This window comes from Nocardioides phosphati, from assembly GCF_014646375.1.
Lineage (GTDB): Bacteria > Actinomycetota > Actinomycetes > Propionibacteriales > Nocardioidaceae > Nocardioides > Nocardioides phosphati.
The window spans coordinates 1-26934 of the sequence record NZ_BMNI01000018.1; the positions used below are offsets into that span (position 1 = coordinate 1).

General features: G+C 67.1%; 23 protein-coding genes and 3 pseudogenes. 13 read left to right on the plus strand and 13 right to left on the minus strand.

Going from position 1 to position 26934, the window contains the following annotated elements; all coding sequences use genetic code 11:
- Positions 1-80: 80 nt before the first annotated feature.
- Together IEX47_RS17495 and IEX47_RS17500 are read left to right on the plus strand one after the other, a co-directional pair.
- A pseudogene (locus tag IEX47_RS17495) lies at positions 81-623 on the plus strand (IS30 family transposase); the annotation flags it as partial.
- A 4-nt stretch (positions 624-627) separates the two neighbouring features.
- Positions 628-975, plus strand: a pseudogene (locus IEX47_RS17500) (integrase core domain-containing protein); the annotation flags it as partial.
- Positions 976-1511: 536 nt separating this feature from the next.
- Here IEX47_RS17500 and IEX47_RS18025 read toward each other — a convergent pair.
- A complete protein-coding gene (locus IEX47_RS18025; RefSeq protein ID WP_229662970.1) occupies positions 1512-1913 on the minus strand; it encodes a fatty acid desaturase in 402 nt (133 codons plus the stop codon).
- A 16-nt stretch (positions 1914-1929) separates the two neighbouring features.
- Positions 1930-2559, minus strand: coding sequence for a TetR/AcrR family transcriptional regulator (locus IEX47_RS17510; protein WP_229662971.1), 630 nt, complete (start codon positions 2557-2559; stop codon positions 1930-1932).
- Between the two features lie 124 nt (positions 2560-2683).
- On the opposite strand from IEX47_RS17510, the gene IEX47_RS17515 reads away from it, so the two are divergent.
- Both IEX47_RS17515 and IEX47_RS17520 read left to right on the plus strand, forming a co-directional pair.
- Complete coding sequence (locus IEX47_RS17515) at positions 2684-3760, plus strand: BtrH N-terminal domain-containing protein (RefSeq protein WP_056680457.1); 1077 nt, start codon at positions 2684-2686, stop codon at positions 3758-3760.
- A complete protein-coding gene (locus IEX47_RS17520) occupies positions 3760-4431 on the plus strand; it encodes a transglutaminase-like domain-containing protein (RefSeq protein WP_188785424.1) in 672 nt (223 codons plus the stop codon). The genes IEX47_RS17515 and IEX47_RS17520 overlap by 1 nt, the downstream gene beginning before the upstream one ends.
- Here IEX47_RS17520 and IEX47_RS17525 read toward each other — a convergent pair.
- A complete protein-coding gene (locus tag IEX47_RS17525; RefSeq protein WP_082563713.1) occupies positions 4365-5147 on the minus strand; it encodes a lysophospholipid acyltransferase family protein in 783 nt (260 codons plus the stop codon). The two genes, IEX47_RS17520 and IEX47_RS17525, sit on opposite strands and share 67 nt — an antisense overlap.
- Before the next feature lie 204 nt (positions 5148-5351).
- Between IEX47_RS17525 and IEX47_RS17530 the strand changes: the two genes are divergently transcribed.
- Positions 5352-5921 carry a PaaI family thioesterase gene (locus IEX47_RS17530; protein WP_200951121.1) on the plus strand — a complete coding sequence of 190 codons (570 nt, stop codon included), beginning with the start codon at positions 5352-5354 and terminating at the stop codon, positions 5919-5921.
- A 4-nt stretch (positions 5922-5925) separates the two neighbouring features.
- Here IEX47_RS17530 and IEX47_RS17535 read toward each other — a convergent pair whose 3' ends face one another.
- On the minus strand, positions 5926-6603 hold the full coding sequence (locus IEX47_RS17535; protein ID WP_229662973.1) for a TetR/AcrR family transcriptional regulator: 678 nt from the start codon (positions 6601-6603) through the stop codon (positions 5926-5928).
- 153 nt (positions 6604-6756) lie between these two features.
- Between IEX47_RS17535 and IEX47_RS17540 the strand changes: the two genes are divergently transcribed.
- Together IEX47_RS17540 and IEX47_RS17545 are read left to right on the plus strand one after the other, a co-directional pair.
- Complete coding sequence (locus tag IEX47_RS17540; protein WP_056680449.1) at positions 6757-7878, plus strand: acyl-CoA dehydrogenase family protein; 1122 nt, start codon at positions 6757-6759, stop codon at positions 7876-7878.
- A 332-nt stretch (positions 7879-8210) separates the two neighbouring features.
- Positions 8211-9872: a GMC oxidoreductase gene (locus tag IEX47_RS17545; protein ID WP_056680447.1), complete on the plus strand. Its 1662-nt coding sequence runs from the start codon at positions 8211-8213 to the stop codon at positions 9870-9872.
- 122 nt (positions 9873-9994) lie between these two features.
- Here IEX47_RS17545 and IEX47_RS17550 read toward each other — a convergent pair whose 3' ends face one another.
- The 7 genes and pseudogenes from IEX47_RS17550 to IEX47_RS17580 form a co-directional block, all read right to left on the minus strand.
- Entirely contained in the window at positions 9995-10822 is an 828-nt protein-coding gene (locus tag IEX47_RS17550) for an SDR family oxidoreductase (RefSeq protein WP_056680445.1), read from the minus strand.
- A 14-nt stretch (positions 10823-10836) separates the two neighbouring features.
- Complete coding sequence (locus IEX47_RS17555; RefSeq protein WP_056680442.1) at positions 10837-12345, minus strand: aldehyde dehydrogenase family protein; 1509 nt, start codon at positions 12343-12345, stop codon at positions 10837-10839.
- On the minus strand, positions 12342-12632 hold the full coding sequence (locus IEX47_RS18030; RefSeq protein ID WP_056680439.1) for a hypothetical protein: 291 nt from the start codon (positions 12630-12632) through the stop codon (positions 12342-12344). Before IEX47_RS18030 ends, IEX47_RS17555 begins: the two co-directional genes overlap by 4 nt.
- Positions 12633-12668: 36 nt before the next feature.
- The gene (locus IEX47_RS17565; protein WP_056680435.1) at positions 12669-14297 is read right to left on the minus strand and encodes a long-chain fatty acid--CoA ligase; all 1629 of its coding nucleotides are present in this window, start codon (positions 14295-14297) and stop codon (positions 12669-12671) included.
- 83 nt (positions 14298-14380) lie between these two features.
- Positions 14381-15583 carry an NAD(P)/FAD-dependent oxidoreductase gene (locus IEX47_RS17570; protein WP_188785426.1) on the minus strand — a complete coding sequence of 401 codons (1203 nt, stop codon included), beginning with the start codon at positions 15581-15583 and terminating at the stop codon, positions 14381-14383.
- An 11-nt stretch (positions 15584-15594) separates the two neighbouring features.
- Positions 15595-16980: pseudogene (locus IEX47_RS17575) on the minus strand (cytochrome P450); the annotation flags it as partial.
- Between the two features lie 22 nt (positions 16981-17002).
- Positions 17003-17323: a 2Fe-2S iron-sulfur cluster-binding protein gene (locus IEX47_RS17580; protein WP_056680426.1), complete on the minus strand. Its 321-nt coding sequence runs from the start codon at positions 17321-17323 to the stop codon at positions 17003-17005.
- A 109-nt stretch (positions 17324-17432) separates the two neighbouring features.
- On the opposite strand from IEX47_RS17580, the gene IEX47_RS17585 reads away from it, so the two are divergent.
- Entirely contained in the window at positions 17433-18452 is a 1020-nt protein-coding gene (locus IEX47_RS17585; RefSeq protein WP_056680425.1) for a helix-turn-helix domain-containing protein, read from the plus strand.
- Between the two features lie 340 nt (positions 18453-18792).
- Here the strand turns inward: IEX47_RS17585 and IEX47_RS17590 are convergent, their stop codons facing one another.
- Together IEX47_RS17590 and IEX47_RS17595 are read right to left on the minus strand one after the other, a co-directional pair.
- The gene (locus IEX47_RS17590; protein ID WP_056680421.1) at positions 18793-19281 is read right to left on the minus strand and encodes a PaaI family thioesterase; all 489 of its coding nucleotides are present in this window, start codon (positions 19279-19281) and stop codon (positions 18793-18795) included.
- Positions 19278-19907 (minus strand): TetR/AcrR family transcriptional regulator, encoded by a 630-nt coding sequence (locus tag IEX47_RS17595; RefSeq protein WP_056680413.1) that lies wholly within the window; start codon positions 19905-19907, stop codon positions 19278-19280. Before IEX47_RS17595 ends, IEX47_RS17590 begins: the two co-directional genes overlap by 4 nt.
- A 189-nt stretch (positions 19908-20096) precedes the next feature.
- On the opposite strand from IEX47_RS17595, the gene IEX47_RS17600 reads away from it, so the two are divergent.
- The 5 genes from IEX47_RS17600 to IEX47_RS18210 all read left to right on the plus strand — a co-directional run bounded on the left by IEX47_RS17600 (position 20097) and on the right by IEX47_RS18210 (position 26916).
- On the plus strand, positions 20097-23063 hold the full coding sequence (locus IEX47_RS17600; RefSeq protein WP_229662974.1) for an MMPL family transporter: 2967 nt from the start codon (positions 20097-20099) through the stop codon (positions 23061-23063).
- 22 nt (positions 23064-23085) lie between these two features.
- Positions 23086-24264, plus strand: coding sequence for a cytochrome P450 (locus IEX47_RS17605; protein ID WP_056680409.1), 1179 nt, complete (start codon positions 23086-23088; stop codon positions 24262-24264).
- 38 nt (positions 24265-24302) lie between these two features.
- Complete coding sequence (locus IEX47_RS17610) at positions 24303-24830, plus strand: hypothetical protein (protein ID WP_056680406.1); 528 nt, start codon at positions 24303-24305, stop codon at positions 24828-24830.
- A 790-nt stretch (positions 24831-25620) separates the two neighbouring features.
- A complete protein-coding gene (locus IEX47_RS17615; RefSeq protein ID WP_188785428.1) occupies positions 25621-26565 on the plus strand; it encodes a nucleotide kinase domain-containing protein in 945 nt (314 codons plus the stop codon).
- Between the two features lie 57 nt (positions 26566-26622).
- Positions 26623-26916 (plus strand): hypothetical protein, encoded by a 294-nt coding sequence (locus tag IEX47_RS18210; protein WP_188785431.1) that lies wholly within the window; start codon positions 26623-26625, stop codon positions 26914-26916.
- Positions 26917-26934: the final 18 nt, after the last annotated feature.

Below are 26934 nucleotides of genomic sequence, written 5' to 3' on the forward strand. Positions count from 1 at the left end.
AGCCAATGACCTGCCCGCCCTGATCGCCTGACCAACCCAAACGAAGGAACGCAGCGCTACACCACTACCCGGGACTTGACCTCCCGGGGCACTGGGAGGGAGATCTGATCATCGGGTTGAACCGCTCCGCGATCGGGACCCTGGTCGAGCGGAGCACGAGGTACACGATGCTGGTCCACCTTCCTCGCGCTGAGGGTTACGGGATGGTGGCGCCAACGAAGAACGGGCCACCGTTGGGTGGTTACGGCGCGGTGGCCATGAAGGAGGCCCTCGTCGAGACCATGACGACCTTGCCCGAGCAACTGCGACGCACGCTGACCTGGGACCGCGGCAAGGAGCTCTCCCAGCACGCGCAGTTCAAGATCGAGACCGGGATCGCGGTCTACTTCGCCGACCCGCAGAGCCCTTGGCAGCGCGGCACCAACGAGAACCACAACGGTCTGCTGCGCCAGTACTTCCCCAAGGGCACCGACATCTCGCGATGGAGCAACGAGGAGACACAAGCGGTCGAAGCTGCACTCAACAGCAGACCCAGGAAGAGCCTCGGATGGAAGACCCCAGCAGAGGCCCTCGACGAGCACCTACGATTGCTCCACCAAGCTGGTGTTGCTACCACCGGTTGAACCCAGTCAGTATCGAGCGATTCGATACACCGAGCGACTCGCCGAGGCCGAGGCCGTCGCGTCGGTCGGAAGCCGAGGAGATTCGTATGACAACGCGATGGCCGAGGCGCTCAACTCGCTGTTCAAGGCCGAGTGCATCCGCAACCCGGTCATGAGCCCTAAGGGCGGCTGGAAGTCCGTGAGCGACGTCGAGATCGCCGCCGCCGAGTACGTCGACTGGTTCAACCACAGGCGCCTTCACGGCGAGATCGGGCTCGTCCCGCCCGCCGAGTTCGAGGCCAACCACTGGGCCAGCATCCGGCCCGAGCACTACCGTGAAGCACCCGTCCCGACCGGGGCTGGTTCCAAGTAACCGAGCCTCCACGAAACCCGGGGCGATTCACTTTTCACGTAGAGCTCGAACTCGGAGGTGGACCAAGAGGCGCCGGGCTTGTGGGCCTGGTTCCCACGATCGGCGGCATGCGCGAGGATGTCCGCCCTCGGGACAATATGCACGCTGGTGCGGCCCCCGAACCGAGTGCATCCGTTGACTCCCGGGTCGGGGTCGTCTCCGGTGCGGGATACCTGGTGAGGATCTTGTCGCGTTTGCGGGGGCTCAGGTTGGCGCACGTGAGGTCACCGTTGAAGTGGGCGAGCACGCGGTGATCCATCACCCTTCGCCACACCGGGGGGAAGAGGGCGAGGACGATCATGCCAGGCGTAGCCGGTGGGCAGGACCGGCGACTCCTCGAAGTCGCGCAGTGTCTGGTAGCGCCGGGTCGGGTTGGCGTGATGGTCGGAGTGCCGCTGCAGGTGGTGCAGGGGCACATTGGTCGCGATGTTGTTGGAGTTCCAGCTGTGGCTGGGGTCGACACGCTCGTAGCGTTCCTTGCCGGGTGCGCCAACCTTCTAGCGCACCATCCCGTAGTGCTCCATGTGCTTGACCACCTCGAGGAGCGAGAATCCCACGACAGCCTGGATGACGAGGTACGGCGTGATGCCGACACCGAGCCACGCGATCATCGCGCCCCACAGCACCGCCGACATCAGCCACGCGTTGAGCACGTCGTTGCCGATCCGGAACGGGTGCTGCTTCTTGCGCGCGTAGCGCTTCTTCTCGATGTTCCAGGCACTCTTGAGGGAACCACCGACCGTACGCGGCCAGAACTGGTAGAAGTTCTCGCCGTACCTGCTGCTGGCGGGGTCCTCCGGTGTGGCGACGCGGACGTGATGGCCCCGGTTGTGCTCGATGTAGAAGTGGCCGTAGAAGCTCTGGCTTTTGGTCCTTGCGGTGGCGGCGGACCCGATCACCGGCTGGGAGTGTACGTCAGGTCGTGGCTTCGGACGTCGCCGCTTCGACGGAGAGCCCGAGGTACCTCAGTCCGACCTCGGTGATCTTCCGTGAAGTGTCCTTGCGGGACATGGTGGGCAGGGCTAGATGGCTCACGGTGAGCCTCACCAGAGCCTCCGCAGCGTCCGCCACATCGTCGGCCTGCACCCCGGGCACGTGAGCCATGAGCCACCGTGCCAACGAGTTCGAGGCCAGTTCCAGCAGCTGCGCGGAGGTCGTCATCAGGGGGAGAATGCCCGTCGCGGTCGGGGAGGAATCGCGGTTGGCGATCAGCACCGCCCTGAGTAGAGAGCTGTTCTCAGCTTCCTCGAGCACGAATTTCACCGAGGCCGCGAGGCCGCGAGCAGCATCGGCGTCGTGGTGCGCGAGCACTCCTTCGATGCCCTCGATGAAGCGCGCCGCCTCCCTCAGGACGACGGCCTCTCCCAATCCGGGCTTGTCGCCGAACTCTTTATAGAGCAGGGCGCGTGAAATCCCGACTGCCTCGGCGATCTCACCCATGCGGACTCGCTCCCAGCCTCGATCGGCGATCAGGTCGTGAGCAGCCTCCACCACAGCCGTGCGGACGTGCTCGCGGTACCGATCGCGCATGGAGGGGGATGACACGGTGGACACGATAGCGACCGTGGTGCCCAACGGACTCATGTCACATCGGACCTGGCCATGACAATGAGATGCTCGTGCCTTAGGTTGGAACAAATCATGCAAATTGTCTTTAGGAATGAGTTCCATGGCCAGCTCGAGCGACGCCGTCGCGGTTCCCTACCCGCACCGACGTGGCGGCCACTGCGGCTCGGGCGCGATGCGCGACCTCCTCGAATGGGCCGGGCTCGGCTGGGAAGGCCCGCCCGACGAGGGCCTCGTCTTCGCGCTAAGCGGGTCGCTGGACCTCTCCTACGTCCGGAATGCAGCGCTCATGCCACCGGTGTACCTCGTGGGTCGGGGCGGGGACCTGGAGACCGATCTCCCGACACGACTCGGCGCCGTGGTCACCGTGCACGCCACGGAGGACCCCCAGGTGGGCTGGACCTACGTGCGCGATGCCGTGCGCGCCGGTCGCCCAGCCCTTGTGTGGGCCGACATCGCAGAGCTGCCCTACCTGCGCGTGCGCCTTCAGATGAGTCGCCATGACATCGTTGTGATCGGCTACGACGACGTGCAGCAGCTCGCGCACGTCGTCGACAACGACCGCGACGAGGTGCAGCTGGTGCCTTACGAGGCTCTGGCTCGGGCTCGCTGCTCCCGAGGATTTCCGGTCCCGACGCGCCACACCTACTTCGACATCGCCTGGCCCGATTCGCTGCCCGACCTGGCCACCGTCGCCCGGGCGGCGTTCGCCCAGGCGGCTGTCGCGATGACCACCTCGACCGGTCCCTCGATTGTCACCGGGAGGGACACGGCGACCGGGGCCACGGGGCTGGCCGCCGTCGACCTGTTCGCCGAGGACCTCGCTCGATGGCCAGAGGTCTTCCCCGACGAGGTCTTGGACCTGGCGCTCCAGGGACTCAGCGCATTCGTGGAGAAGGCCGGCACCGGCGGTGGGCTGTTCCGGCGACTGCTCTCCAGCGGCGCCGCCGACATCGCGCGTCTGACCGGGGACGTTCGCGCGAGCGAAGTCGCCAACGCTGCGCACCTCTGCGCGGAGACATGGTCACTGGTCGCGTCGCTGGGCCGGCAGGAGGGCCCGGCCCGGGGCCGGGCGGAGCAAGCCGCCCTCGCAGCTGCCGCCCTCCCGTCGCTCGAGCGGGACCTCGTCACGGCCCTCGGGGCGGCCGGCGCACTCCAGAACGCCGAGGTCAGTGCCTGATGGGCGACGAGCTCGACCCCCGGCAGGCCCTTGCCCCGACCGGGTTCATCGACAGCGACCACCACGACGTGCGCGACTTCACCGAGTCCGTGGTGCGAGGTGTCCAGGATCCGCGTGAGCGGGTCGGGCTGCTCTTCGCGGAGGTCCGCGACCGACTCCGCTACGACCCCTACAGCGTCACCGCGGCCCCCCCGACCTACCGCGCCAGCGCGATCCTTGACGGTGGCCCCACCTGGTGCGTCCCGAAGGCGGTGCTGCTCACGGCGAGCCTGCGCGCTGCGGGGATCCCGGCCGTACTGGGGTTCTCCGATGTCCGCAACCACCTCAACAGCGAGGCGCTGCGGGAGCTGATGGGCACGGACCTGTTCGTGTTCCACGGGTGGAGCGCGGCGTACGTCGACGGCCGGTGGCGCAAGGGCTCGCCGGCCTTCAACTCCGAGCTGTGCCGCCGCTTCGGCGTACCTCCGTTGGAGTTCGACGGATCGCAGGACGCCCTGCTCCACGCAGCCGACGGCGCCGGCCGCCGCCACATGGAGTACGTCCGCGAGCGGGGGATGTTCGTGGACCTACCGTTCGATGAGCTGATGGCAACACTGCTGGACACCTACGGCCCCGCGATGGTGCGCGGCTCGGGATCCTCGCGCCCTGAGGATCCCGCCTTCGGCGCCTGAGCACGGATGGACCGCGCCGCCGCGGTGGCTCCACGCAGCTCGCACACCATCGTGATGAGGACGTCCTCGAGCCGTTGACGGCCCACTTCGACGGCACGTGCGGGCTCCAGGTCACGGAGGTCCTCGAGCGGGACGGGAGCGCCGACGAACACGCTCACCTGCCGTCGCCAACCCCATCGCAACCGCCCGCTGTATGCGGGCAGGATCTCCTGGGCACCCCACTGGGCCACCGGGAGGAGCGGGACCGACGCCTCGAGGGCGATGCGAACCGCCCCTGACTTCATCGTCATCGGCATACCGTCCTCCCGCTTGCTGATAGAACCCTCGGGATACACCAGAAGGAGCTGACCACAGCGTGCCGCCTTCACCGCGTCGTCGTACCCTGCGCGTCCGGCAGCCCGGTCGACCTTGACGTGGCCGGCCGCACGGAACCACCTGCCCACGATCGGACCGTGGAAGAGGCTGTCCTTCGCCAAGAACCGCGGCACCCGCCCCGAGGCCAGCACCAGCTCCGCGACTAGCAGAGGGTCGATGTGCGAGACGTGGTTGGCGGCCAGCACTGCCCCACCCGACCTCGGGATCCCTGAGACTCCGCGCCAGTCCGGCCGGCGCAGCACGATCAGGAACGGCTTGCAGCTCAGCACGGCCACCCACCAGGCAAGGCCACGTCGCTCGGCATCGGTTTGAGGACGGTGAGGTGTCCAGATGAGCCGCATAGCGACGAGTGTAGACAAATGTAGCCCCAACGTCTCACGTGAATACAAATATGCCATCATGTCTCGTGCGTTGGCGAACGGCGGGTCATTGACTTTCGGCTATAGGCCACTCTCGTCACGACGACGACTTGATCCTGTATGCGAGAGAGACAGATGCGACGTTGTGCCTCCGCGCCCGTCGGTCTTGAATCTGAGGAGCTTTCCATGCGCGAACCGATCCGAGGCGCCTCCGGCGCAGGCGAGCAAACCGCCCCGGCGAACGAGGTACGCTCCGAGGGGGGCGCCATGTCGGCATTGGAGGCGTGGATCCGCTCGATGTCGCGGCCCGAGCCGTCGGCGGAGGGACGCCTCCCCTCGCACTCCCCCACCTGCGCGGGATGCGGGACGGAGAATCCTGCTGGTCTTGCACTGAAGGTCGACGCCACCGAGGTCGGCGTTCGCGCCGTGCACCGCTTCGACCACCGTCAGGAAGGGGCGCCCGGGATCACCCACGGCGGCCTGGTCGCTGCAGCGTTCGACGACCTCTTCGGCTTCCTCCTCTACCGGGTCGGAGAGCTTGCCGTGACGAGGTCCCTGACCGTCGAGTACCTCCGTCCGGTGCTGCTGAGGACCGACTACGAGTTCTCTGCCCACGTCCGGGACCGCTCGGGACGGCGGTTACACGTGGAAGCCGCGGCGTTGGATGCGGACGGCAACCCGGTCGCCACCGCACACGCGACATTCGTCGTCGTCGATGTTGAGCACTTTGAGCAGGGCAAGATTGCGGGCCGTTGATGACTCACCCGCCGATGAACGGCTCCAGCTCGACCGCTGGGTCGAGGTCGATTCCGTGGGCGGCCAAGGCATCGTGCAGCACTAGAGTGACGTGGCGCGAGAGGCGCCCCACCATGACCTCGAGGGTTTCGTCGCGCTGGTCGAGCCACCAGATGATTGTCGCGTCGACCATCCCCATCACGCCCACCAAGATGCCCTCGGGAAAGGTCTCCTCGGCCGAGTTGGTATAGCCGCGAGCCGCCGCAGCGATCTCGTCCAGCAATCGCGAGCGACCCATCCGAGCGCGGTGAAGGGTGCGACTCTGCCCCCGTGCGGCTAGGAAACGGAAGAGGTGAGGGTGGACGTCGGCCCAGGTGGCGCAGGCGTGGACCAGCCCCTCGACGACCTGTGAGGGCGTGCCGCGCCGAGTCAGGTGGGGCCGGACGCAGGCAATGAGGTCCTGCGCGGCGAGGCGTACCACATCGTCATCCAGGTCCTCACGGCTGGAGAAGTAGCGGTAGACGTGCGGCCTCGGGATGCCAGCCCGCTCGGCAATCAGGGCCGTGCCGGCACCCACTCCTGCCTCGTCGACGACCTGCAGAGCGGCGCTCGCCACCTGTTGTCGTCGCCGCGCCCGGACCTGATCATCGCGCGACGACCGGCGCCGCACCGTTGAATCCACCCATCGCCCGACCTCGACCACAAGAGGCAGCCTATGCGGGGTCGACGAAACCAACGACTCCCGGGTCCGCATGCATGGAACACCTTGTACCCAGGGCGACGGGTGTGGTCAGATTGGTACACCCTGTACCCGACCTGCCGGAGGCACCCCTTGCCCACTCGTCGCTCCCCCTGGATGGACAAAGACCTCGACGACGTGCGCGACCTGGCACGTACGTTCTGTGAGAAGGAGATCAAACCGCACATCGAGACCTTTATCGCCGACAAGCACGTCGACAGGGAACTGTGGAACCGCGCTGGTGATGTCGGTCTGCTCTGCCTGTCGATCCCCGAGGAGTACGGCGGCGGCGGCGGCACCTTCGCCCACGAGGCCATCTTGATCGAGGAGCAGGCACGGGTCGGCGACAGCTCCTGGGGGGCGTCCCTGCACAACGGCATCGTCGCCCACTACCTGTTCGCCTACGGCACGGAGGAGCAGAAGCAGCAGTGGCTTCCCAAGATGGCTTCCGGCGAGGTCGTCGGCGCGATCGCGATGACCGAGCCCGGGACCGGCTCGGACTTGCAGAACATCAAGACTAAGGCGGTGCGCGAGGGTGACGACTACCTTGTCAGCGGCTCCAAGACCTTCATCACCAACGGCTCGCAGGCCGACCTGGTGCTCACCGTGGTCAAGACCGATCCGGACGACCGCGCCGCCGGCATCTCGCTGATGCTGGTCCCCACCAGCACGGAGGGCTTCTCCCGCGGTCGGGTGCTCGACAAGATCGGGATGAAGGGGCAGGACACCTCGGAGCTCTTCTTCGACAACGTCCGCGTCCCGGTCACCAACCTGCTGGGCCTCACCGAAGGCCAGGGCTTCGTGCAGCTCATGCAGCAGCTCCCCCAGGAGCGGCTGTTGGTCGCAGTGTCGAACGTCGCAGCCATGGAGTTCTGCTTGGCCGAGACACTGGCCTACGTGCGCGACCGAAGCGCCTTCGGACGGCCGATCTGGGGGTTCCAGAACACCAAGTTCAAAATGGCAGAGGTCGCTACAGAAGCTCGCGTGGCACGGTCCTTCGTGGACGAGTGCATCCAGCTCCACGTCGGCGAGGGTCTGGACATCCCCACCGCCGCCATGGCGAAGCTGTGGTGCTCCGAACGAGCGCAGCGCGTCGCCGACACCTGCCTCCAGCTGCACGGCGGCTACGGGTACATGAACGAGTACCCCATCGCCCGCATCTGGGCCGACATGCGCGTCTCCCAGATCTACGCCGGCACCTCCGAGATCATGAAGGAGATCATCAGCCGGTCCCTGTGAGGACCGACCCGGCTCCGGCGGCACCGCTGGAGCCGGCGGGCCGGGCCTTGTGCGCCGAGCCCCGCGGGATCCTCCGCGTTGAGCAACGGCACATGACGCCCACTCCACCGAGGTGACACCCTCGACAGACATCGTCTGACAGGAGTGCCATGAGCTAGCGAGTCGCCCTCATCGACCGGGCATCGACCCGGACTCGGTACTCCTGGCCGACAAGTGGAGACCGCTCCACGCCATCCACAGCTGACCGCCCGCACGTACACCCGTCAGATCGGCGGCACTGCCGGTCCGCCGCCCCACTCGCGTCGAACACCTCACAGAAGGATCCACATCCCATGACCTCGGCCCACTACGACGTGCTGATCATCGGCTCCGGCTTCGGCGGCTCGGTGACCGCCATGCGCCTGGCGGAGAAGGGCTACCACGTCGGGGTGCTCGAAGCAGGCAAGCGCTACGACACCGACGACCTGCCCACCTCGTCCTGGGACACCCGTCGGTTCGTCTGGGCGCCACGGCTCGGCTGCTTCGGCATCCAGCGCATCCACCTGCTGCGCGACGTCGTCATCTTGGCGGGCGCCGGCGTCGGCGGCGGTTCGCTCAACTACGCCAACACCCTCTACCAACCTCCTGCCCCGTTCTTCAACGATCCACAGTGGGCGCACATCACCGATTGGCACGCCGAGCTGGACCCGCACTACCAGACGGCACGGCGGATGCTGGGTGTCACGCAGAACCCCCACGTGACGCCTTCGGACAAGGTGCTGCGCGAGGTCGCGCGCGACATGGGTGTGGAGCACACCTTCACACTGACCCCCGTCGGCGTCTTCTTCGGAGAGCCCGGCAAAGAGGTTCCCGACCCGTTCTTCGGCGGGGCGGGGCCGCGCCGCACCGGGTGCACCCAGTGCGGGTCGTGCATGACCGGGTGCCGGGTCGGGGCGAAGAACACCCTGGACAAGAACTACCTGTACTTCGCGGAGAAGCTCGGGGCCGAGGTACGTCCCCTGACCACCGTGGTCGACGTGCGCCCGCGCAAGGGAAGCGGGTACGTCGTCGACACCGTCCGCACCGGCAGGTCCGCGCGCCGTCGCCGCAACCGGCAGTCATTCACGGCCGACCACGTCGTCTTCGCAGCGGGCACCTACAACACCCAGAAGCTGCTCCACCGACTGAAGGCCACGGGCTCCCTGCCGCACATCTCCGCCCGACTGGGCACCCTGACCCGTACCAACTCCGAGTCGATCCTGGGGGCGAAGTCCCGCGATCGATCCAGCGACTTCACGCGCGGCGTGGCCATCACATCCTCGATCCACCCCGACGAGTTCACCCACATCGAGCCGGTGCGCTACGGCAAGGGCAGCAACGCCATGTCCCTACTCCAGACCGCGCTCACCGACGGGGACGGCCATGGGCCCCGGTGGTGGCGCTGGCTGCGGACAATCGCGACCCAGCCCTCTCATCTGACGTGGTTCAGCCCGCGACGGTGGTCGGAGCGCACAGTCATCCTGCTGGTCATGCAGACGCTGGACAACTCCATCACGGTGCGGTCGAGGAAGACCCTCCTCGGTCGCCCCACGATCACCTCGGGACCTGGCCACGGGGCGCCCAACCCCACCTGGATCCCCGTCGGCAATGAAGTCACCCGTCGCGTCGCCGAGAAGATCAACGGCGTGGCCGGCGGGTCCACGGGGGAGATCGCCAACATCCCGATGACCGCTCACTTCATCGGCGGGTGTGCCATCGGTGACTCCCCGGAGACCGGGGTCATCGACCCCTACCACCGTCTCTACGGGCACGACGGGATCTTCGTCGTCGACGGCTCCAGTATCACGGCGAACCTGGGGGTTAACCCGTCGTTGACGATCACCGCGCAGGCCGAGCGGGCAGCCTCCCTGTGGCCCAACAAGGGCAATCGGGACGAGCGTCCCCCGTTGGGCGCCGGCTACCAGCGGATCTCCGCCATTGAGCCGGAGCGGCCGGCCTTCGCCCCCCGGACCTGATGCCCGTCGTCGAGGGCGGCCAGCACCCGGCCTAAGCCACGGGACAGGAGACGACCGCGAGCGCCACGCGACGCTCGCGGTCGTTTCGGATGATCCGTGGCGCGCGATCGCGCCCTGTGGCATCAGCTGCGACCGACCCGCTCCAAGTAGGCCTGACGCGCCGCGGAGTCCACGCGGTCGAGGAAGACCGTGTCGGTCCCGAGCATCGCCCCGAGCTGGGTCGCGATCCGCTCGGGAACGAACTTCATCGCCGCCACCATCGTGCCGGCGATACGCGTGACTCGCACGAAGGGCTGCGGGCGCTCGATGAGAGCCGCCGTGGCGCGCGCGATCTCCTGCGGCTCTGCGTTGCGCATGCCCTTGGCCCCGCTCGTCCCCGCGACCAGCTCGGTGTTGGTGAAGGTCGGACGCACAGTGGACAGGGTGACACCCGACCTGCGGTACTCCTGCCGGGCGGCCTCGGTGAACCCGATGACCGCGAACTTGGTCCCGCAATACGTCGCCAGCCCCGGGACCGGGAGCTCCCCGGCCAGTGAAGCCGTGTTGATGATGTGTCCCTGTCGCCGTGGCAGCATCCGCTGCAGGGCGATCTTGGTGCCGAAGATGACGCCCAGGATGTTGATCTCCACCTGCCGGCGGGTGACCTCGTCGGTCTCCTCGTGCACGTGCCCCGTCGGCATGACACCCGCGTTGTTGATGAGGACGTCGATCGGCCCCAGTGCTTCCTCGGTCACGTCGAGGAAGGACGCCACGGAGGCAGGGTCGGTGACATCTAGACGCACCGCGACGTCGAGGCCGAGCTCCTCGGCGGCCACCTTGAGCTGGATCTGGTCGATGTCCCCGATGGCGACCCGGTGACCGCGCCGGATGAGTTCCTCCGCGGTGTGGTATCCGATCCCCCGGGCGCCCCCGGTGATGGCGACCACCCGTCGCTTGTTCGTTGTCGTCATGGTTCCTGTTCCTTTCAGAGGCCGAGTCGCTGCCGCAGGCCGCGACCAGCGGCCAGGCGCAGCACTCGGCCGGCGATCGCCGTACGCCGGGCGGAGTACGGGTACCAGGTGAGCTCCTTGGTGGTCAGCGGGATCCGCGGCTCGGTGATTGCTTGGACGCGGCAGTACTTCCGCAGACCCTGCGCGCCGCCGAGGCGAGCCCCCAGGCCCGAGGACTTCCAGCCGCTGTGGGGTAGCCCCACGGCGAAGAGGTTGCTGAAGACGTCGTTGATGTTGACCGCACCGACCTCCAGTTGGTCGGCGATGCGCCGCCCTCGGGAGACGTCTCGTGTCCACACGGTGGCCGAGAGCCCGTACGCGGAATCGTTGGCCAGGGCCACCGCTTCGGCCTCGTCGGCCACCCGCATGACCGGCAGTGTTGGCCCGAACGTCTCCTCGGTCATGCAGGCCATGCTGTGGTCGACGTCCACCAGCAGCGTGGGGGCGAAGAAGTTGCCTTCGTCGGCCCGCGACCCGCCGACAAGCACGCGCGCACCGGACTCCTGAGCCTCCCGCACATGCCGCTCGACCGTGTCCACCTGCGCCCGGGTCACCATGGCGCCGACATCATCGCGGGCTCGAGAGCCCTGCTTCAGCGCTCCGAGGGCCGCCACCACCTTCTCCACGAACCGGTCGTAGACCGCGTCCACCACGTAGACCCGCTCGACCGAGATGCAGACCTGCCCCGAGTTGAAGATCCCGCCCCAGACGATCCCGTGCGCGGCCCGATCGAGGTCGGCATCCTCGAGCACGATGGCAGCGTCCTTACCGCCCAACTCCAGGCTGACCGGCTTGAGCAGCTGAGCACAGCGCGTGGCCACCCGACGGCCCGTCGCCGTCGAGCCCGTGAACTGAACGAAGTCAACAGCCTCGACCACCGCTCCTCCAGTGTCCCCGGCCCCCGCGACGTGCAGGAGGACCGGCGGGGCGCCGATCTCGTGCCATCCCTCGATGATGCGCGCGCACGTCAGCGGGGTCATCTCCGACGACTTTGTCAGCACCGCACATCCCGCTGCGAGCGCCGGCGCCGCATCCATCAGGAACAGGGTGATCGGGAAGTTCCACGGGATGATCAGTCCGACCAACGGGTAGGGCCGATAGCTGCGGGTCAGCCGCTTCGGAAGGCTGAGCAGCCCTCCTGCCCCCACTCGTTCGGGGGCGAGGAACTCCTTCGCATGGTCGGCGTAGAAGGAGATGAACTCGCACGAAGCGGTCGTCTCCACCAAGGCGTCAGGGCGGACCTTGCCGGTCTCTGCGACGAGCAGGTCAGTGAGCTCATCGGTGTGGTCGAGGATCCAGCCCCGCCACTTGCGCAGCCAGGTGGCTCGCGCAGCAGGACCCATGTCGCGCCACGCGACCTGCGCCGCGCGCAGGTCCTCAGCGGCGGCGCGCACGCGGTCGCCGTCGACGATCGGGACCGATCGGAGTACTTCGCCGTCGGCGGGACGTCGGATGTGCAGGGTGGGTGCGGACGGGGCGTTCATGACACTTCCTCGAGGTCGGTGACGGTGCCCGGGAGGGCCTGGCTTGCTGCGCCATCAGACGACGGTCGACGGGGGCCGCTGTGGGCTTGCAGCGGAGTGCGCGGGACAGCAGCAGTTGCGAAGTCGCTGGCGAAGGAGTACGCAGGCGTGGTGATCCCGTGCTCGCGGCACCATGCCCCGGGCTCGCGCTGGGAGCGGCGCGGGATGCCGTTGGACGGCTCCTGCTGGAACGAGATCGGCGGCAGCGGCGGCAACTCCCGGCCGGACTCGGCCGCGAGCTCGTCCACCAATCGCGCCTCGCGCCGTGATGCCTTCCCATGCAGTCAGAGATCGATGACAGCGAGGTCGCCGTCGGCGTGCCGGGCGCGGAGCAGCTTCTTGTCGAACTTGCCGACCGAGGTCTTGGGCACGTCGGGCACGAAGCACCACCGCTCGGGCAGCCACCACTTGGCGACCTTGCCCTCGAGAAAGTCCCGCAACTGGGAGGGAGTCACCTCGGACCCGTCCCGAACGACGATCACGGCCAGGGGCCGTTCCTGCCACTTCTCGTCCGGAACGCCGATGACGGTCGCTTCCAGCACATCCGGGTGACCTGCGAGCAGCAACTCGAGCTCCACTGACGAGATCCACTCGCCGCCCGATTTGATGACGTCCTTCGCCCGGTCGGTCAAGGTGACGAAACTACGCTCGTCGATCCGTCCCACGTCTCCGGTACGCAGCCATCCGTCGTCGAACTTTTCCGCGTCCTCGTCACCGATGTAGGACCCCGTGATCCATGGGCCGCGAACCTGGATCTCCCCGACTGACTTCCCGTCGTGCGGCACCTCGTTACCGTCGTCGTCGATCAGTCGCAGCTCGACCCCGGCGACGGGACGACCTTGGGAGGCCCGCAGTGCCCAGTGCTCCTCGCCCTCGACCGCTGCCGGCGGCCGAGCGATAGCGGCTAGGGGCGAGGTCTCGGTCATCCCCCACGCCTGCACGATCTGCACGCCGTACTTCTCCTGGAAGGCCTTCATTAGATGAAGCGGCACGGCCGATCCACCGCAGGCCACCAGCCCCAGCGACGAGATGTCGTGACCGGGGTTGGAGTCGAGGTGATTCAGGACGTCACTCCAGATCGTAGGCACAGCTCCGGCGATCGTGGGGCGCTCGCTGCTGATGAGTCGCACCAGTGGCTCGGCCTGGAGGAACCGTTCGGGCATGACCAGGTCGGCTCCTGCCATCAAAGCCGCGTAGACCAGTCCCCAGGCGTTGGCATGGAACATCGGCACGATCGCCAGGATGGCATCGTCACCGGTGACGCTCAGCCCGTCGGCGGCACACGCAGCCATCGAGTGGAGGTAGGTCGATCGGTGGCTGTAGGCCACGCCCTTGGGGTTGCCGGTAGTGCCCGAGGTGTAGCACATGGCCGCAGCGGAGAGCTCATCGAGTTCCGGCCACTCGAACGTCTCCAGGTGACCTCCGATGAAGTCGTCGTAACCGACAACGGTGAGGCCGTCACGTTCGAGCGGCGCGAGATCGACACCCCCCGTGACGACCACGGTGTGCACCTCGGCGAGCTGCGGTAGGACCGCCGCCAGGAGCGGGGCGAGCGTACCGTCGACGATCACCACCCGGTCGTCAGCGTGGTTGGCGATGTAGACCAGCTGCTCGGGGGTCAGTCGAGGGTTGAGGGTGTGCAGGACTGCCCCCATGGAGGGCACTGCACAGTAGGCCTCGACGTGCTCCTGGTTGTTCCACATCAAGGTGGCGACCCGCTCGTCCCCCACGACCCCGCAGGCCCGCAGCGCGTGGGCCAGCTGCGCCGAGCGGCGTCCCACCTCGGCGAACGTGCCGGTCCTGACCGAGCCGTCGGGCTGGAGCGTGCGCACGCGCGCGGTGGCGTGCACACGGGCACCGTGCCGCAGGATGGCTGCCGTCGTCAGCTGGACGTTCATCATGGTGCTCTGCACGAGTAGTCCTCCGGCGATGGGGTGTTGAGGGGGGCGGTGATGGGGTGCGGGGCTTCGCCGAGGCGCGCGCCCGGCACTGTGAATCAGGAGGCGGCGGGCCGTTGCAGTTCCGCCCGATCGACGTCGAGACCCTGGCCGAGCGTTCTCTTGGCCTTCATGAAGTCCCGGGGACGGTTCACACAGTCCGCGGCGAGCAACCGCCCACGTTGGAGGTAGTAGCAGGTGAAGTCGCGATCGCGCGCGGGGTCGCCGCTTAGCACGATCTCGTCGTAGCCCGTGTTCAGTCCCGCGATCTGCAGCTTCAGGTCGTACTGGTCGGACCAAAACCACGGCAGCGCCGAGATAGGCCGCTCCTTGCCGCACAGCGTGGCGGCAGCCGCCTTCGCCTGCTCACCCGCGCTGGGCACCGCTTCAAGTCGCACCCGCCGGCCGTAGCGAGAAATGTAATGGATGGCGCAGTCCCCCGCCGCGACGATCTTGGGATCGCTGGTCGAGGCGAAGTCGTCGATCACGACACCGTCCTCGACCTGCAGGCCCGCCTCAGAGGCGAGCTCGGTGTTCGGGAGCAAGCCCACACCCACGATGACCAGGTCTGCGGGAATCCGCTCACCCCCGGCTAGCACCACCTCGCCGGCGCGGCCGTCGCCGGCCACGGCCTCGACGAGAGCGCCCGTCCGCACCACGACCCCGGCGTCGCGGTGGATGCGCTCGTAGAACATCGACACCTCAGCAGCCGTGACCCTCTCCAGGACACGTTCGGCGGCCTCCAGGACCGTTACCTCCAGCCCGAGGGCGCGCAACGACGCGGCGGTCTCCAGCCCGATGTAGCCCCCGCCGACGATCACGGCTCGGCGACCCGAGGCCGTGGCCTCACGGATCGCCTCGACGTCCGCGAACGTCCGCAGGTAGAAGACGCCCGGCAGATCGATGCCAGGAATAGCCAGCGGACGCGCCCGGCCCCCGGTGCACAACGCGAGGCCGTCGTAGGCGAGCGTCTCACCGTCGCTCAGCACGACCTCTCCGGCCGCACGATCAATCTCGGTGACCGTCGCCCGCAACAGGCGGATCTTCTGCTTGTCGTAGAACTCCGCCTTGCGGATGGCGAGCTCCTCCAAGCTGCTCTTGCCGGCAAGGTAGGCCTTGGACAGGGGAGGCCGCTGGTACGGAAGCGCGGCTTCGTCACCGATGACGACAACCTCACCTGCCCACCCCTCCTGGCGAAGGCTGGCGGCCAACTGGGCCCCGGCGTGGCTGGCCCCGACGATCAGCGCCCTCCCCGAGGTCACGCGTCGGTCTTCGGCGTCAACTGGACCATCAACCGGCTGATCCCGCGCACGAAGTTGGACTGGACATACTCCGGCTCACCCACGACCTCGATCTTCTCGAAGCGCGGGAGCAGCTCTTCCCACAGGATCCGCAGCTGCAGCTCGGCCAGACGGTTGCCCATGCACCGGTGGACGCCAAAGCCGAACGCGATGTGGTTGCGTGCGTTTTTGCGGTCGATGATGAGATCGTCCGGACGTTCGAACACTCGCTCGTCGCGGTTTCCCGAGGCGTACCACATGACCACCTTGTCGCCCTCACGGATGAACTGGCCGTTGAGGACCGTGTCCTTCTTCGCAACGCGACGCATGTAGGCCAGCGGCGTCTGCCAGCGGATGATCTCTGAGATCATGTTGGGGATGAGGTCCGGGTTGGCCTTGAGCTTCTCGAACTGGTCGGGGAACTGATTGAGGGCGAGAACACCCCCGCTCATAGAGTTGCGTGTGGTGTCGTTGCCGCCGACGATCAGGAGCACCAGGTTGCCCAGGAACTCCATCGGGCGGTCGATCAGGTCCTTGGTGTGCTCGTTGCTCTGGAGCATGGTGATCAGGTCGAACCCGGGTTCCTCACCTGCCGCGAGTCGCGCCTGCTTGTCCCGCCACAGCGCGCTCAGTCCCCGCGCCGCGTCGACGAAGCCCCGGAAGACCTCGTCGTTGTCGGATGGTCCGCCGTTGGCCTGCTCCATGGAGCTGGCCAGGTCCGACCACTCGACGAGCTTGCGGCGTTGGTCGTATGGGAAGTCGAGTAGGGTCGCGAGCATCCGCGCGGTGAGCTCGATCGAGACGCGGTCGACCCAGTTGAAGGGCTCACCTACCGGGAGCTCGTCCAGTACTTCCTGGACCCGCGTGCGGATCAAACTCTCCATCTCGCGCAGGTTCTTGGGGGCGACTACGCCTTGGACCGCGGCTCGCTGGCGGTCGTGTCGGGGCGGGTCCATGGCGATGAACATCGCGACATCCATGAACCGTGGGGGCTCGCCGATGATGATGAAGGGCTCAGCCGAGAAGGTCTCATGGTCTTTGTCGACCGCGATGATGTCGGCGTGCCGAGTGACGGACCAGAAAGGTCCGAACGGGCTGTCGGCCTGGTAGTGGACGGGTGCCTCGTTGCGCACGCGCTCGAAGTAGGACTGCCACTTGCCCTGACGGTAGAGGAACGGGTTGCTCAGGTCGATGTCGGCGAGGGCGACGTCCTCCACGGGGGGAATGGGCTCCTCGACGAAGATCTTCTTCCCGTTGGTCCGTGTCACGAAGCGACGGGTCTTGTCGTACAGGTGCGCCCCGCGGATCTGGATCTCCATCGGGATGATGGACTGGGCTCGCTCAGCCACGGCGTCGGTCACGGTAGTCAGGGTCGTCATGGTGCAGTCTTCCTCTCGACGGTCACATCTGGAACTCGGGGAGTCGGACGACGAGGCCGTCCCAGCTCTCGCTCACCCGCATCTGGCACGAGAGCCGCGAGGTCGGCTCGCGCTCGGGGTTCATGGCGAGCATCTCCTCCTCGACCGGACCCGAACGGCCGACTTCGGCGATCCACTGGTCCTCGACGATCACATGGCACGTGCCACACGCGGCCTCCCCGCCACAATCGCCGTCGATCCCGGGCACCATGTTGTCTACGGCGATCTGCATGAGGGACGCACCCTCCTCGAGGGGTGCCTCGCGCTTCTCCCCGTCGTGGGAGATGAAGGTGACAACTGACATGGAACGACTCCTTGCTCGAACGTGAGTCAAGTGTTGGCACTCTGGACATGCTGTGGCTATGGTCACTCGAGTCAATATGTTGTGATTTCGGCTCAGGAGGTCACTGCCCATGAAGTCCCCCGAGCCCGGGGTGCCTCCGTTGGCGTTCGTCCAGCTCTTGAACAGCGATGCTCTCGGTCCTCAAGCCGTAGGTCGCTTCCGCGCGATCATCGACCGCGAGGGGACTTCCGAACTGGAGCTGGTCCAGCGCGACCGACAGGTGCCGATCCGGTGGTTCCGTGAGGTCTACCCCGGACTCGACCACGACGAAGCCACAAGCCTCGGGCTCTCCTTCGCCGAGCACGCGCAATTGACGTCGTTCGGCCCGCTCAGCCTGCCGCTAGTCAGCTCCGGCTCCGTGGCCGAGGTCTTCGAGCTGCTCGGGTATCTTCCGATCATCTCGAGCGCCTTGCGCCCCCACTTCCACAGCAGTCAGCGCAGCCTAACCGTGGGCCTCACCGGCCACACCGGCGATCGTGATCTCGACTGCCTAGTCATCACCTACGGCGGAGCGGCACTGCTGCGGCTCCTCGACATGCTGACGGGCCCGCTGCCAGGCGTCACGATGAACCTGGCTTGGAAGACACCCCAGTCCCCTCAGCGCATCGCCGGCGCGCTGGCCGGACGCTTGGTGTTCGGCGCACGCGCGTCGTTCATCGACGTTCCCGTCGACATCCTCCAAGCACCCTGTCGCTTCCCCGACCCGGTCGCCTATCGCATGGCCATCGGCGAACTGCGCCGAAGCCTCGACCGTCACACCGCTGCCACCAGCTTTACCGAGACCGTGAGGCGATTGCTCGAGGAGGACCCCGGACACATCAGCAGCCATGACATGGCTGAGCTCCTCGCAGTCTCCCCGAGCACCATGAAAAGGCGCCTCCACGAGGAGGGCACGACCTTCCGCGACGTACAGCAATCGCTGTTGCGCGAGAGGGCGATCGTCCGCCTGCTCGACCGATCGCTGACGGTCGGTCAGATCGCCATAGATCTCGGCTATAGCGACCTGGGCAACTTCTCGCATGCCTTTAAACGCTGGACCGGGCAGTCGCCAAGCGAATTCCGTCAGTTCGGTCGCCGCGAACCGGGCTAGGTAGGGCCCGGCTACCAACCTTCGCTCGCTTCGCGCCACTCAAGCAGCACGCTCGCGGCGTTGTTCACGCAGTCACGTCACCGTTGACGATCCAAGTGGGGGCGTCATCCCTCCCGACACGCACGCCGACAGCCATGTCAGCTCAGCGTGCGACTCGCACCCTTCCGTCGTCACACGGCAGAGGAACAGGCACCAGCCGGGAGTACCGACCGGGAGTACCGGTCGCGCCCGTGTCGAACCCGACCGCGCTGAGATCCCGCAGAGTCCCTCCGCCACGGTGCGCTTGCGACCGTGGCGCCCACGGGAACTTCGGGGATAAAGCGGCCCACCCACGTCTTAGTCATCGCGGCCTGCCCTGGTCGAAGTGGGTCACGTCCACCCTCAGGAAAAGGGCCGAAGCGAAGGCGACAGTTGGTCCTCCGGTCTCACTCATGTCGGCCTCCACGAAGAGCTTGCGCCCTTCTGTCCGGACGACCCTGGCCGCGAGCTCGTAGGTGGTGCCGAGGATGACGGGCGAGTCGTAGCGCACCTCGAGCTTCCGGGTCACCGCTGGACTGCCGGTGAGGTAGAGCAGGAACCCGAACAGGTCGTCGAGGACCGTTGCCACGGCGCCTCCGTGCGCGATCCCGGGAGCGCCGACGTGGCGCTCGTCGAAGACGTGAACCGCATGCACCTCGTCGCCGCGACGCTGGACGGTGAGGTGATGGCCGTGGGGGTTGTCGGGTCCGCAGGCGAGGCAGTGGTCGTGGTGCGGCGGAAGCCGGGCGCCGTCCTCGTACGCCCGGAACTTCTCGTTCCAGCTCGCGAGGAGCTCATCCAGGCTGGTCACGGCCGCTCACCCGATTCGTGGTCATCGCGAGTGCGAGGTGTCGCGAGACCGTCGAGGATCAGTTCGCAGATCGCCGCAGAGAAACGGGCCGCATCTGCGGACGGGCCAGTTGAAGACCCCTCGACCGCGGCGCTGAGACCGGCCACGGTGATGGCACCGAAGACGCTCATTGCAACGGCACCCGGATCGGCGACCTGGCGCAGCGAGCCGTCGGCGACGCCGTCGGCCAGAAGCTTCTCGATCGGCTGGTAGAACGCGCTCCGCAAAGCCTCGGCGAGGTCAGGCAGCCGGGTGGCACGGCCGAGGTCCCCCACGAGTGCCCGGCACAGGAACGGATGCTCGACCATCACACTTAGTTGTGCTGCGACGGCGGCCTCGAGCCGGGTACGGGCATCCTCGACCGTTGAGACTGCGACACCGACCTCGCCAGCGATGAGGTCAAGCAGGTCTCCCAAAAGGAATGCGAGGACCCCGTTCTTGCCGTCCAGGTGGTAATAGATCGTGGCCTTCGGGATACCCGTGGCTTCGGCGATGTCGTCGATCTTGGTGCCGTCCAGACCGCGCTCGGCGATCAGCTCGGCCGCGCCGTAGAGCTGACTGGCCAGCTTCGCCGGAAGTTTCCTCACCGCTCTCACTCCTCCCCTTGTGCCCCACCGTGCCAACTGGCCTCGACGTCGACCACATCCTATGTTGTACTGCCAGTACAACATTTCAGTCCAGAGCATTGGTGCGGGTGAATGGGTCGCGGACCACGAGCCGGAAGCAGCGGACCGCTGAGGTCTGCCCTCAGGCTGGGGCACCGCTTCCCATCGATCGTGGTGCTCGGCTGGGTGCTGGCCGCCGCCGCGCTCTCGCTGCTGGTCACCCCGCTGGGGACCGTGGTCGAACGCAGCAGCACTGCCTTCCTGCCCGAGGACTCACCGACCCTGCACGGGCTGCGGGTGATGGACACCGCGTTCGGGTCGGGCAACACCCACTCGTATGTGTTCGTGGTCATCACCGACGACGACGGCCTGGGCGTGGGGGACCGCCGCGTCTACGCCGACCTCGTGAGCACCCTCCAGAAGGAGCCGGAGCGGGTCTCGGAGGTCCAGGACTACCTCGGCAAGCCCGAGGCCCGGCGCTCGATGACCAGCAAGGACGGCGAGGCGACCTACCTAGTCGTCGGGCTGCGATCCGCGGTCGGCTCACCGGCATCCGACGAGGACGTGAAGTGGCTCCGCTCGGTCGTCGACGACCTCGATGCTCCACCCGGCACCGAAGTTCACGTGACCGGCGACCCGGCGATGATCGCCGACCTGACCACGGCGGTGAACGACGCCTCGTTGAAGATCACCGCGGTCTCCCTGTTCCTTCTGGTCGGAATCCTCTGGCTGGTCTACCGCCGGATCGCGACCGTCCTGGTGTCGCTGGTGACCATCGGTGTCGCCCTGCTGTGCACCCGCGGCGCCCTGGCCTGGGCAGGTGAGCACGGGCTGGCCCTGTCCACCTACACCGACGCGTTCGTCGTAGCCATCACCCTGGGCGCCGGGACCGACTACTGCGTCTTCCTCATCTCCCGCTTCCGCGAGGAATACGGCAACGGCCTCGAACCCCTCGATGCGGTAGCCGAGTCGGTCTCCCGGGTCGGGCCCGCCCTGCTGGCCTCGGCAGCCACCGTCATCCTCGGCGCCATCTGCCTCGGATTCACCGAACTCGCCATCTTCGCCACCACCGGCCCCCCGATGGCGATCTGTATCGCGGTCACCCTCGCGGTCAGCCTCACCTTCACCCCCGCCCTGATCCGCTGGTTCGGACCCCGCATCGGGCCAGCTCCGGCACCGCGGCCGGACTCGCGGTGGGCCCGCACCGGCCGCCTCGTCGGACGACACCCCGCCCGGATCCTGGTCGCGGGAGTGACGGTCCTGGTGCTGCTCGCGCTCGCGCTGCCCACGATGCAGCTCTCCTTCGACGAACGCGCCGCCCAACCGCCAGACACCCCCAGCAACCTGGGCCTCGCGGCGATGACCGAGCACTTCCCACCCAACCAGACCCTGCCCGACTACCTGCTCATCCGCTCCGACCACAACATGGCCAACACCCGCGACCTGGCTGTCATCAACTCCGTGAGCACCGCGGTCGCGAAGGTCGACGGCGTCAACCAGGTCCGCAGCATCACCCAACCGGCCGGAAGGCGACTGGAACCCGCCTCCATCGCCAACCAGCTCGGGAAACTCGCCCGAGGACTCCACCAGGCCGACCGCAAGCTCGAGTCCGGGGAACCCGGGCTGGAACGCCTCGCGTCCGGGGCCGGCGACCTCGGAGACGCCCTCGGCCAGGTCTCCGCAGGCGCCGGGAAGGCCCAAGACGGCGCCGGGAAGCTCAGCGACGGCAGCCGCCGCATCGCCCACGGCCTCGGGCAGGCAGCCGATCACACGAGCCAGGCCGCCAGCGGCGCCCGCCGGCTCCGCTTGGGCGCCGCCGCACTGGCCGCCGGGCTCCGCACCGCACACGACCAGGTCGCCCAGGCCGTCGAGGGCCTCGGCAGGATCGTCGAAGCCCTGGAGGACGATCCGATCTGCACCGCCGACCCGATCTGCAAACGCTCCCGTGAGGGCCTGCGCAAGATCTACACCGGCGAACGCGACCGGCTCCTGCCCGGCCTGGCCCAAGCGGCCGCCGGCGCCGAACGCCTCGCCGCCGGCGACGGACGCCTCGCGACCGGGCTCGACCAGCTCGCCGCCGGGCTCCGCCAAGCCCAGTCGGGCAGCAACCGGATCGCCGAGGGCCAAGCGCTGTTGAGCGAGAAGCTCGGCGAGCTCGAAGGCGGCACCGACCGGCTCGCCACCGGTGCCGCCGGCATCGCACCTGGCATCGAGCAGCTCCTCACCCAGACCGAGAAGCTCAGCAACGGGCTCGACGAATCCGGCGACTACCTCCAGGCCATCAACCAGCGCGCCGACACCCCAGAGGCCGGAGGCTTCTACCTACCCGCCTCCGCACTCGGAAAGCCCGACTTCGCCCTGGCCCGCACCCAGTTCCTCTCCGAGGACGGAAAACTGGCCCGCATCCAGGTCACCGGCGATACCGACCCCCTCACCCCCGCCGGACAGGAGCGCTACAACGAAGTCCAGGACACCGCCGACCAGGCCATGAACAACACCCGCCTCGACGACTCCACCATCCTCGCCACCGGCGCGGCCGGCCTCGGCGCCGACCTGGCCCACTACCTCGCCGACGACGCCGTCCTCGTGGTCGCCGCGGTCCTGCTCATGGTGCTCCTCATCCTCATCCTCACGCTGCGCGCCCTCACCGCACCGCTCTACCTCCTCGCCTCCGTCGTCCTGTCCTGTGCGGCCGCGCTGGGGCTCACCACCCTCGTGTTCCAGCAGCTGGTCGGACAAGACATCCACTTCACCGTCCCGGTCATCGTGTTCGTCCTGCTCGTCGCCGTGGGCGCGGACTACAACATCCTGCTCATGAGCCGGATGCGCGAGAGCGGCCTCGCCCTGGACCGCGACGAGGTCGCCCGCGCAGTCACCGCCACCGGACCCGTCATCACCGCCGCCGGCCTCATCTTCGCCTCCACCTTCGTGGCCCTGCTGTTCTCCCCCGTCGAAGCGCTCGCCCAGACCGGGTTCGCCGTCGCCGCCGGACTCCTGCTCGACACCTTCATCGTCCGCACCCTGGTCGTACCCGCCTGCGCGGCCCTTTTCGAGGACCGCAGCTGGTGGCCACACCGCAGGCCCACGCGCGCCCCGTCCGCACTGCAGCCAGCCACCACATCCGATGCACACGCGTGAACCGACAACCGAGAGAGATGCGATGAGCAACCAGCAGCTGACCTACAGCCCGTTCGACCCGGAAGTCATGGCGGACCCGTACCCCGTCTACCGCGAGCTGCGCGACCACGCTCCCGTGTACTGGTCCTCGCAGGCGAGCTGTTGGGTCCTCAGCCGCTACGACGACGTCTCCGCCGCCCTCGCCGATCCGGCGACGTACTCCTCGGCGTCCGGGATCTTCCCCACCCCGCCCGGGGTGGACATGACCGACCTGTTCCTGCCCATGCTCATCATGAGCGACCCACCCCGGCACACCCAACTGCGTCACCTCGTCAGCAAGGCCTTCACCCCCCGCCGCATCGCCGGGCTCGAGACACACATCCACACCATCGTCGACGACCTCCTCGACCAATCCCCCGAGACCGGCCCGTGGGACTTCGTCTCCGAATTCTCCGGACCTCTGCCCGCGATCGTGATCGCCGACATGCTCGGCGTGCCGCGTGAAGACCGCGACCGCTTTCGGACCTGGTCCACCACCCTGATCCAGTCCAACCCCGTGCGAGGCGAGTTCGGCGCCGGGCTGGACGCCGCTGCAGCCCTCTACGAGTACTTCTCCGCATTCCTGGCCGACCGACGCGCGCACCCCCAAGACGACCTCATGACAGCGCTCGTCCAAGCCGAAGTGGACGGCGAGCACCTCACCGAGGAAGAACTTCTCGGCTTCTGCCTGCTGCTGCTCGTCGCCGGGCACGAAACGACGACCAACCTCCTGTCCAACAGCGCTGTCATCCTCGCCCAGCACCCTGAGGACCGACGCGCTCTCGCCGACGACCCCGAACTCGTGCCAGCAGCCGTCGAAGAGCTGCTCCGCTACGACTCACCGGTCCAGGGCCTGGCACGCACCCTGACCCGACAGGTCGATCTGCACGGGCAGGCCATGGCAGCCGGCGACACCGTGCTGCTGCTCTTCGGCTCAGCCAACCGCGACGACCACGCGTTCCCCGACGCCGACCACTTCGACATCAACCGTCGCCCCGAACGACAGGTCGCGTTCGGGCGCGGCATCCACTTCTGCCTCGGCGCATCCCTAGCCCGCCTCGAAGCACGTATCGCTCTGCGAGCACTCCTCACCCGCCGCCGTGACTGGGATGTCGACATCGACTCCGCGGTCCGACTCCGCTCAGGCCCGATCCGCGGGTTCGCATCTCTACCCATTCAGTAGGTCAGCCACACACCATCCAGTCCCACGAAGGAGTACCCGTGAAGGACCGACCGAAGCCGAGCCGCGCAACAGTCCTCCACAATCTGATCGAGGAGATCCTCGCCCGAAACGACGGGCAAATCCCCACCAACATCGAAGGCACCGACACCTACTTCAACAACATCGAGGATCTCGCGAACGCGCTGCTGCTCCGCTGGCACACCCGCCTCGTGGCATCACTAGAACGCAGCCTCGTCGACGACCCTGAAGACCGCAGGGAGGCCGTCATCGAAGCCTGGCGGCACGCCACCCGGATCTACTCGGGCGTGCGGAAGGTCATCGACGACCTCGCGGACCACCCTCCCACCGAAGAAGTTGCTCATGCCGTCCGCGCGACCGCGCACAACGACTGGGCCGCCATGGCCGTCGCCGCCGGGCTGGCCAGTGCCTTCGATGAACCAGCAGTTCGAGTCGGCCACCGTCTCGAATTGGAAGCGCGACGACGCAACATCGTGGAGCAAAGCACCGCTCGCACGCCTCGGCCGCGAACCGTGCTCGGTAAGGTCAAAGCCATGATCACCGGTTGAGGCACCAGCGCCCAGAAGCAGAGCCTGCGGCGGGTGGTCGTCCAACCACAACGGCGTCTCTCAGCTTTGCTTCTAGCGCGGCCTCGTCCATCCACTTCGGTCGGGTCTTGGCGATGATGAGTTCGGGGTCTTCGCGCGGATGGCTTCCTCAGAAGGAGCGATGAGAACTCCCCAGAACCCGCCCATCCTGTAGTCGTTGGCGACCAAGTATTCGCCCTCCCCAAGGACGGCGGGCAGGTCGTCCCGATCGGCCATGCCGTGAGAATCTCGCGCCCGTCGGTCGCTCGCTCATGGCTGCCATGGGCGGGCGCATCGACTGCGTCCACTCCCCCGCCCGCCAGGAAGATCCGACACAGGGCACGGAGCTCGACGGCCCGGAGCGATGACCCCGACTCCCTAGCAGACCCGCATCCGTTACAAGCGTGGTACAAATTGTCGAAAGTCCTCGACGTTTGCGCAGGTCAGCATGGGTCAGTCAGTCAGTATTACGACATCTGATTCGCGCGCTGGTTGAGCTCGTCAGAACCAGTACGCCGGCCCGTCCTGCATCTGCAGGGCGGGCCGTCCTCATCTTCGTCGGGAACGCGCAAGCGGCTGCGTGCGAGGCCTTGCGTCACTTCGCCCAGTTAGACGCGAGGGGGCCGTGCCCAGATTCAGCGTTGCCGCCGAGCCCCAATGATCCTGAAGGGACGCTGCCCCTACGGGGATGCGGCCAGTCGCTGGGTGATCGGTCTGGGGAAGGGAGAAGATGGGCTCCATGTGGACAGCGCGAGTCGGCGGGCGAGAGATCGTGGGCAGCGAGGTGCTGCAGAGTTACTGGACGCTGGCAGCGGAACGACAGAGGGTCTACCACGCGCGCCTTACGAACGAACCCGGCCCCTGGACGGACGATCCGGTCGTCTCGAGGTACCGCTTCACGAATGCGTACCGGGCGGCGGACCGGGTCTCACAAGACCTGATCCGTGTCATCTACGAAGGCCCCCAGGATCCACGCGATCTGCTACTTCGCATCCTGCTCTTCCGGTTCTTCAACAAGCCTGAGACGTGGTCGGAGTTGGAGTCGAATCGCGGGACGATCACCTGCGACGACTTCGACGTCGACGAGTACTCGCAGGTGCTCGACCAACGGCTCGCGCGCGGCGAGCGCGTGTACTCGGCGGCCTACATCATTCCGCCCCCGCCGTTCGGTGAGCAGCGTAAGCACCGCAACCACCTGCGCTTGATCGAGTACATGATCTCCAGCAGCCTGGAACGCGATCTCTGCACCGCGAGCTCACTCAAGGATGTGTTCGCCCGGTTGAGTTCATTCCCCTCCCTAGGGCCGTTCCTCGCCTTCCAACTGACCGTCGACCTGAACTACTCAACCCTGATCGACTTTGATGAGGACGACTTCGTCGTTGCCGGACCCGGGGCACTCAGCGGCCTGGCGAAGTGCTTTCCCGACGCTAAGGGGGTTGACCCGGCATCCGTGATTCGCGCCATGGTCGATACCCAAAAGGAGCAATTGGAGTTCTTCGGGATTGACTTCCAGGACCTCTTCGGGAGACCCCTCAAACTCATCGACTGCCAGAACTTGTTCTGCGAAACCGACAAGTATGCCCGAGTCATGCATCCAGACCGTCGTGGCCTCGGGAACCGAACACGGATCAAGCAACAGTTCGCGCCCCAAGGACCCCTGTCCGCGCCGTTCTTCCCCCCAAAGTGGGGCCTAAGAGCTCCACTCCTCGCTCTCTGACCATCCCGTTTCGACATAGACGCAGGTCTGGCCGGCGATCGCCGCTAACATCGCCGCATGTCGCTGACTCCCGATGCGCCACGAGAAGACGGACCCTCGGGGCTGTTCGCCGAGGACTTCCCGGATCTGTATCGAGCAGCAGACCTCACATCGACTTCGGGTCGCGATAGAACTTTCTGGCTGAACCGTTGCTATCTCGGTGCACTATCCGTAGGGGCCATCGCCGGGGTGATCACGTGGAAAGTCGGATCGCAGGATCTAATGGGATGGGTCTCCGTCGGCGCCTTCGGTCAAGTCCCTAGGCGTGGTGTACGAAACGAATCCTCCGTCGGGCGTGTCGCTAGGCGCTGATGGCGACCTCCTCGGTGA

Bases quoted from the DNA above. Each gene is read 5' to 3' on its own strand.
- IEX47_RS17515 (WP_056680457.1), top strand. From the start codon at position 2,684: ATGGCCAGCTCGAGCGACGCCGTCGCGGTTCCCTACCCGCACCGACGT.
- IEX47_RS17520 (WP_188785424.1), top strand. From the start codon at position 3,760: ATGGGCGACGAGCTCGACCCCCGGCAGGCCCTTGCCCCGACCGGGTTC.
- IEX47_RS17525 (WP_082563713.1), bottom strand. From the start codon at position 5,147: ATGCGGCTCATCTGGACACCTCACCGTCCTCAAACCGATGCCGAGCGA.
- IEX47_RS17530 (WP_200951121.1), top strand. From the start codon at position 5,352: ATGCGCGAACCGATCCGAGGCGCCTCCGGCGCAGGCGAGCAAACCGCC.
- IEX47_RS17540 (WP_056680449.1), top strand. From the start codon at position 6,757: ATGGACAAAGACCTCGACGACGTGCGCGACCTGGCACGTACGTTCTGT.
- IEX47_RS17545 (WP_056680447.1), top strand. From the start codon at position 8,211: ATGACCTCGGCCCACTACGACGTGCTGATCATCGGCTCCGGCTTCGGC.
- IEX47_RS17550 (WP_056680445.1), bottom strand. From the start codon at position 10,822: ATGACGACAACGAACAAGCGACGGGTGGTCGCCATCACCGGGGGCGCC.
- IEX47_RS17555 (WP_056680442.1), bottom strand. From the start codon at position 12,345: ATGAACGCCCCGTCCGCACCCACCCTGCACATCCGACGTCCCGCCGAC.
- IEX47_RS17580 (WP_056680426.1), bottom strand. From the start codon at position 17,323: ATGTCAGTTGTCACCTTCATCTCCCACGACGGGGAGAAGCGCGAGGCA.
- IEX47_RS17585 (WP_056680425.1), top strand. From the start codon at position 17,433: ATGAAGTCCCCCGAGCCCGGGGTGCCTCCGTTGGCGTTCGTCCAGCTC.
- IEX47_RS17605 (WP_056680409.1), top strand. From the start codon at position 23,086: ATGAGCAACCAGCAGCTGACCTACAGCCCGTTCGACCCGGAAGTCATG.
- IEX47_RS18210 (WP_188785431.1), top strand. From the start codon at position 26,623: ATGTCGCTGACTCCCGATGCGCCACGAGAAGACGGACCCTCGGGGCTG.